The organism is Arthrobacter sp. NPDC056727 (assembly GCF_042790555.1).
In the GTDB taxonomy this organism is placed as follows: Bacteria; Actinomycetota; Actinomycetes; order Actinomycetales; family Micrococcaceae; genus Arthrobacter.
On sequence record NZ_JBHTZA010000053.1, the window covers coordinates 1 to 4,518 of the forward strand.

Annotated in this window: 4 protein-coding genes; 2 read left to right on the forward strand and 2 right to left on the reverse strand. The window is 60.4% G+C overall.

The genetic code is table 11. The annotated features are described in order from the left end of the window. Positions 1 to 205: 205 nt before the first annotated feature. Both folD and pabB read left to right on the forward strand, forming a co-directional pair. Positions 206 to 1,060 (forward strand): bifunctional methylenetetrahydrofolate dehydrogenase/methenyltetrahydrofolate cyclohydrolase FolD, encoded by an 855-nt coding sequence (folD, locus tag ACFRAH_RS24140; RefSeq protein WP_377993425.1) that lies wholly within the window; start codon positions 206 to 208, stop codon positions 1,058 to 1,060. A gap of 299 nt (positions 1,061 to 1,359) precedes the next feature. After that, a complete protein-coding gene (gene pabB / locus ACFRAH_RS24145; protein ID WP_377993426.1) occupies positions 1,360 to 3,444 on the forward strand; it encodes an aminodeoxychorismate synthase component I in 2,085 nt (694 codons plus the stop codon). Positions 3,445 to 3,474: 30 nt separating this feature from the next. On the opposite strand, the gene folE is transcribed toward pabB, so the two are convergent. Together folE and ACFRAH_RS24155 are read right to left on the reverse strand one after the other, a co-directional pair. Continuing rightward, positions 3,475 to 4,035: a GTP cyclohydrolase I FolE gene (gene folE, locus ACFRAH_RS24150; RefSeq protein WP_377993428.1), complete on the reverse strand. Its 561-nt coding sequence runs from the start codon at positions 4,033 to 4,035 to the stop codon at positions 3,475 to 3,477. Between the two features lie 266 nt (positions 4,036 to 4,301). Then, on the reverse strand, positions 4,302 to 4,518 hold a 217-nt coding region (locus tag ACFRAH_RS24155), incomplete at its 5' end, for a hypothetical protein (protein WP_377993427.1).

Sequence of the window (4,518 nt, forward strand, 5' to 3'; positions counted from 1 at the left end):
GCGCCACAGTAACTCCCGTTCCGTTCGCAAAAACAGTACGGGAACTCAAGCACCAAACCACCGGCGCAACAGCCCACTAACACCACGGCAAAACCGAAGGGAAATGACGAATGAAACCAGCCGTGCCTAGTGCCGCCCGCACTGGAAGAGATTCGCCACAGCGCACGACACCGCCGGCGGTAAGAGCCGAACTCGGGAGACTTTGATGACTGCGAAGATTATCGATGGAGCTGCTGTCGCCAGGCGTGTACATACCGAGGTCGCCGAGCGAGTAAAAAAATACACTCATCGGACCGGAAAGGTTCCAGGGTTGGCCACTGTGCTAGTCGGCGATGACCCCGCCAGCGGCGTATACGTGGCCAGGAAACGCAAGCTGGCCGCGGAGGTGGGAATTGCCGACCTGCACCGGCATCTTCCTGCGAACGCTACTGAGTCGGTCATCGCGGCAACGCTGGACGAGCTTGGCAGCGATGACACAGTCTCCGGAATCCTCCTGCAGCTACCACTGCCCGGGCGCATGGATTCCGGACAACTCATTGAACGAATTCCGGCATCAAAGGACGTGGACGGTCTGACCACAACCAGTGCCGGCCTGCTCGCGCGAGGCCAGGCAGGACTGCGGCCCTGCACCCCAAGTGGGGTTATGCGTCTGCTGTCCGAGAGCGGCATCGAGCTTGCAGGGCGCAATGCTGTAGTCGTCGGTCGGTCTGAGCTCGTCGGAAGGCCCATGGCGCAGCTCCTGCTGCAACAGCACGCCACTGTGACGATTGCGCATTCGCGGACACGTAATCTCGCCGATCTGACTCGGCAGGCGGAGATTTTGATCGCTGCCGCAGGTGTGCCGGGATTGATCGGCAGTGAACACATAGCGGCGGGAGCAACAGTGATCGACGTGGGTATCCATCGCACTGACCGTGGAATTGTAGGCGATGTCCGTTTCGACGAAGCCACTGCCGTTGCGGGCGCCATAACACCGGTCCCGGGCGGAGTCGGACCCATGACGATCGCCATGCTGCTCAGCAATACCATGGACGCCGCCGAGGCATGTGAGTCGCGGTAAACAAGACCCGTTTTGCCGCCCGTTTGGCCCGCCACTTGGATTCACAGACGAATGTCGTTCTGGGGCTAGGGTTCGGGTCAGCGGTCGCTTGATGCGATCGGTGTGACCTGAGCCCGGCCCGGAGGCGTTGCGCTAAATGACCGCCAGGAGTTTCAGGAGTGTGCAAACCAAGCCAGAGTCCATGAAAACACTACTCACAGGCTGGTCTGATCGCCCAGGCGCATTTTCGCGTTCCCTTTGGGGCATGCGATGGCAAATAAGGAGTTTGGGCCCGTCAGCCCCAGACCGGAAGTTCGATTATGAAATCGTCCGTATTCATCGCCGTTGATGGTCGGGCAGGCGCGGGCAAGACTTCTGTCACGGAACAGCTTGCCAAACTGTTGGGTCGGCGGGGTTCAGTGGCAGTCATCTCTCTAAAAGACCTGTATTCAGGCTGGGACGGCCTTGTCGAAGGCATCCATCGCTGCGATAAAACAGTCCTGGATCCGCTCCTGCAAGGCCGGCCAGTGAAATGGCTCGCGTGGGATTGGGCTGCTGGAGAATACTCTCAGGAGCGCGTGACGGAACCCGCTGATTTCGTGATTCTGGAAGGAACAGGGGCAGGAGCTGCGCCACTGAGAGCCCACTGCGAAGTCGTGGTGTGGATTGAAGCGTCAGGGGCGCCTGCCTGCCGCAACGACATGGGTTCAAGGGATAAGGGCGATGCAGCGCACTGGAAGCGATGGGCTGTGCAGGAAGACGCACTGTACTCGTCAGACGATGTATCGCTGGCGGCCAGCATCGTAGTTTCGCCCAACGGGGAGTTCGACACTTCCGCTGCGGCCGGCAATGTCTTGGACGCACTGAGCGAACTTCCAGCGTTGCACGGATCACTGGGTTCCTCGGAGTATTCGAAAGACGAGGATGCCATCCTGGTCCGGCACCACTATGCAAAACCTGACCCTGAATACATCTTCGACCAGCTGTTCGGAAGCTCGAGTAATGCCGTCTGGCTGGACGCCTCAGACGCAGGTACCCCGGAGGCGGGACCGCGGAGCCGCTTCAGCATCATGGCTGACGACGCTGGCAGCAGAGGCCGCCGTATGTCGCACCACAACGGGCTAACCGAAGTGGTCTTCGGCCCTGGAACCGCTACTCCTGCCACTGCGCGCCTACATCAGCCGTTCTTCCAGTGGCTAGGTTCGGTTTGGGGGCAGACCTCATCCGGTACTTCCACACATCCAACCGGTCCACCAGGGCTGGAATGCGGTTTCGAACTCGGGTGGCTGGGATATCTGGGTTACGGCCTTAAGCGCGAGTGCGGCGGCCATGACGTGCCCGCTTTGGGCAAACAGATTCCTGACGCCCAGCTCCTTTTCGCGGGACGGGCGGTGATTATCGACCATGAAAAACACGAAATCTGGCTTCTCGCCCTCAACGCACCCGACGCGGCTCCATGGCTGGACCACGCTGAACATGTTTTCGCTGAGGCACACCCGTTGCCGGCAGCTCCCGCGGCTGTTGGCCAAACCCCAGTCTTCCAGGCACGAGACGCCGCGGACACCTACCGCTCCAAAGTCCTCTCTGCAAAAGCTGAGATAACTGAAGGCAACACATACGAGGTCTGTCTCACGACCACCCTCGAGGCGACACTTGAGCTTACCTCCGCGACTTCCGGGCCAGATCCGTGGCAAATCTACCGCACACTGCGCCGTCAAAGCCCTGCCCCGTTTGCGGCCTTTGCCCGTTTCGGAGCATTGACCATCGCGAGTTCGTCACCCGAACGGTTTCTCAGCATCGCAGAGGACGGCGCAGTGCGTGCCGAACCCATCAAAGGCACCCGCCGCCGCTCGCCCCATGCGGACCGGAACGAGGACGCCTCGGTCCGCGCGGAGCTGGCAGCAAATCCTAAAGACCGGGCAGAAAACCTCATGATCGTCGATCTGCTACGAAACGACGTAAGCCACTTCGCCGTCCCGGGCTCAGTCACAGTCTCCCGGCTTTTCTCGGTGGAAACCTACTCAACGGTCCACCAGCTGGTAAGCACCGTTGACGCCCAATTGCGGCCCGAGACAGCCAGGGCGCAGGTCCTTGCAGCGGCCTTTCCACCTGGTTCCATGACCGGAGCGCCGAAAATCCGGACGATGGGCATCCTCGATCATCTTGAATCCGGTCCTCGAGGGGTCTATTCAGGTGCAATCGGCTATTTCTCCCGAAACGGTGCCTCTGATCTGTCCGTGGTGATCCGCACTCTTGTGATGCACCGGGTGGACGACACGATGAAGCTCACGATCGGGGTCGGCGGGGCCATCGTCGCAGACTCGACACCCGAAGCTGAGCACGAGGAAATCCGCACTAAGGCGTGGGCGCTGTTAAACGTTCTCGGCACAGAATTCCCGGAGTAAGCAAACGGCGCCCCGGCAGGTGAGCGGTGTCTACCTACCGAGTATCAAGCTCATAGCTTCAGCCCGGGTCGCAGGGTCATGCAATTGGCCTCGAACTGCGCTCGTAACCGTCTTTGAGCCAGGTTTCCGGATGCCGCGCATGGACATGCACAGGTGCTCACATTCAACGACAACTATTACTCCGCGCGGTTGAAGATGCCTGACCAGAGCTTCGGCGATGTCCGTAGTTAGCCGCTCCTGTACCTGAGGCCTGTGCGCGTAAATATCTACAAGCCGTGCCAGCTTGCTGAGACCGGTGACCCGGCCGTCGGTCGAAGGGATGTAGCCGACATGAGCATGGCCGTGGAAAGGAACCAAGTGATGTTCGCAGGTCGAATAGAACGGTATGTCCTTGACCAGTACGAGTTCTTCGTGCTCGATGTCGAATGTCACGCCAAGGACGTCCTCAGCCTTCTGATGGAGACCGCCGAATGTCTCGGCAAAGGCCCGGGCCACCCGTGTCGGTGTCTCTTTGAGCCCGCCTCGGTCGGGATCTTCCCCGACCGCAATCAGAATTTCGCGGACCGCCGCTTCAATACGTGCCTGGTCAATAGACGGGTCGAGCCCGGTCTGACGTGTGAGGCCGTCGTGTTCGGATAACACCAGAGTTGTTCCTTTACCTTTTAGCCTGCTCGGCCCAAGCCGCTCAGGGTGAGGGATGACTTCTGTCGGCCATCTGGCACGCCGATGCCACAAACGTCGGGAAGTCAGCCCTTCTCGATCACATATTGCTCACTCTTGACGAAGCCTGGCGCCGACCCGCCGCTGCCGATTTCATGCCCGAAGGCTGGCCCAGGACTAGCCTGCTTTCAAAGTATTCACATCGACGTCGCCGCGTGGGGCGGGGCGCCGAGTTCCTCGGAGACTTTGTGTGTTGCTTCGAGCAGGAGGGCCCGGACGCGTTCGTACTCGGCGGCGGGAATGTTCTCTCCGGGCATGACGACGGTCATGACAAGGGGCAGTGAGTCTGCGGCGGTGAACACCGGAGCGCTGATCGAGGAGGCGCCGGGGATGATCGCCCCGGTCGCGACAGCT

Bases quoted from the DNA above. Each gene is read 5' to 3' on its own strand.
- folD (WP_377993425.1), top strand. From the start codon at position 206: ATGACTGCGAAGATTATCGATGGAGCTGCTGTCGCCAGGCGTGTACAT.
- pabB (WP_377993426.1), top strand. From the start codon at position 1,360: ATGAAATCGTCCGTATTCATCGCCGTTGATGGTCGGGCAGGCGCGGGC.